The following is a 2421-nucleotide window of genomic DNA, read 5'->3' as shown; positions in this document are numbered from 1 at the left end:
CGGTGTAGATCTCCGACACCGACGCGTCGAAACTGGGCGAGGCGAACTGAAGCACCCGACTGCCAGGATCGATCGCGAACCGCTCGATCTGCCCGGCAACCAGACTCGCCACACCCCCGTGGGCAACCACCACGCCCTTGGGCCGACCCGTCGAACCCGACGTGTAGATCACATACGCCGGATGCCGCACATCGAGCGCGACCACCGGATCCGTCTCCGGCCAGTCGGGAACCTCCGCCACCATCGCCGGATCATCGACCACCACCGAAGGACGGGCATCCTCCAGCATGAACGCGATCCGCGCCCGCGGGTACCCCGGATCCACCGGCAGATACGCAGCCCCGGCCTTCAACACACCCAGGACCGCCACCACCGACTCCACCGACCGCGGCAACGCCACCGCCACCACCTGCTCCGGCCCCACACCCCGCGCGATCAACGCATGCGCAAACCGGTTCGCCCGAGCATTGAGCTGACGATACGTCAACTCAACGCCACCGCAGATGAGCGCGATTTCTTCCGGGGTGGCAGCCACCTGCGCCGCGAAAGCATCCGGCACCGGAACGGCGCCCACCTCACGCGCAGTCGCATTGCCCCGCTCCAGCAGCCGGTACCGCTCGTCGCCGTCGAGCAGGTCAATCCGACCGATCGGCCGGTCCGGATCGGCGGCGACCGCCTCCAGCAGAAGCGTCCAGCGCCGGACGAGGGCCTCGACCGTCGACCGCTCGAACAGGTCAGTGGCGTACTCGACCACGCCGACGATCCCGTCCGGGCCGCCGTCGGGGCCGAACCGCTCGCTTAGGTTGAAGCCGAGGTCGAACTTGGCCGTCCAGGTCGGCACGGCGAAGGCGGACACCCGCAGGCCGGGCAGCCCGAACTCGCCCATCGGCGCGTTCTGCACGGCAAGAATCGTCTGGAACAGCGGGTGGTGCGACAGCGACCGGGACGGGTTCAGCACCTCCACCAGGTGCTCGAACGGCACGTCCTGGTGGGCGTAAGCCGACAGAGCCGTGTCCCGTACCCGTCCCAGCAGGTCGCTGAAGGCCGGGTCGCCGCTGGTGTCGGTGCGCAGCACCAGCGTGTTGACGAAGAAGCCGACCAGGTCGTCCAGCGCCTCGTCGGTCCGGCCCGCGATCGGGCTGCCGATCGGAATGTCCGTCCCCGCGCCCAGCCGCGTGTACAGCGCCGCCAGGCCAGCCTGCAGCACCATGAACAGACTGGTGCCGGTGTGACGCGCCAACTTGACCAGACCAGCGTGCAGTTCGGGGGACAGCTCCAGTGCGAGGGTGTCTCCCCGGTAGCTGGCGACGGCTGGCCGCTGTCGGTCCGCGGGCAGCGCGATCCGCTCCGGAAGCCCTTCCAACTGAGCTGTCCAGTAGGTCAGTTGCCGGGCGAACCGGCTGTCCGGGGCGGTCGGGTCGCCGAGCAGCCGGCGCTGCCAGAGGGTGTAGTCGGCGTACTGCACCGGCAGGGGCGTCCGGCCTGGCTCGCGACCCTGGCACCTGACGGCGTAGGCTTCGGCGAGGTCGCGGGAGAGCGGGCCGGTGGACCAGCCGTCACCGGCGATGTGGTGCACGACCAGCAGCAGCACGTGCTCGTCCGGCGCGAGCGCGAACAGCTCGGCCCGCAGCGGTGGTTCCTCCGCCAGGTCGAACGGGAGACGTGCCACCTCGGCGAGCTGTTGCGGCAGTTCGGCCTCAGCGGCTTTGGTCACCCGGATCCGGGGGCGGGCCGCGCCGAGGTCGAGGACGCGCTGGCACGGCACGCCGTCGATCTCCGGGAACACCGTCCGCAGGCTCTCGTGCCGGGCCACGACGTCGGCCAGCGCGTCCTCCAGCGCCTGCCCGTCGAGCGCTCCGGTCAGCCGCAGCGCCAACGGGATGTGGTAGGCCGCGGCGGCCCCGTCCATTCGGTGCAGGAACCACAGCCGGCGCTGCGCGAAGGACAGCGGCACCGCCTCCGGGCGCTCGCACGCCACCAGTACGGGCCGGGCCCGGTCGGCCCCGGCGAGCCGCGCCGCCAGGCCGGATGCCGTCGGCGCCTCGAAGAGCGCGCGCAGCTCCACTTCGACCCCCAGCGCCGAACGCACCCGGGAGACCAGCCGGGTGGCGAGCAGCGAGTGCCCGCCCAGATCGAAGAAGTCATCCTCGACACCGACCCGCGGTCGCTCCAGCACCTCGGCGAACAGCTCGCACAGGATCTCCTCCTGCGGCGTCCGCGGCGCACGGCCAACCTCGGCCGCGCCCGATGCCGGCGCGGGCAGCGCCGCGCGGTCCAGCTTCCCGTTCGGCGTCAGCGGCAGCGCGTCCAGCACCACGAACGCCGACGGCACCAGGTAGTCCGGCAGCCGGTCACGCAGGTGCGCTGCCAGCTCCGCAGGGCGGACGGCCGTGTCGGGGCGGGAGGCGACGTAGCCGATCA

1 protein-coding gene is annotated in these 2421 nt (G+C 71.5%); it reads right to left on the bottom strand.

Features of this window, described 5'->3' with window-relative positions; all coding sequences use genetic code 11:
- The coding region (locus tag ACFU7Y_RS43045) for a condensation domain-containing protein (RefSeq protein ID WP_380771918.1) at nucleotides 1–2421 on the bottom strand (2421 nt) is incomplete at both ends.

The sequence above is a fragment of the Kitasatospora sp. NPDC057542 genome, from assembly GCF_042801945.1.
GTDB lineage: Bacteria > Actinomycetota > Actinomycetes > Streptomycetales > Streptomycetaceae > Kitasatospora.
The sequence above is the reverse complement of the archived record's forward strand: the minus strand, read 5'-3'. Positions and strand labels throughout refer to the sequence as shown.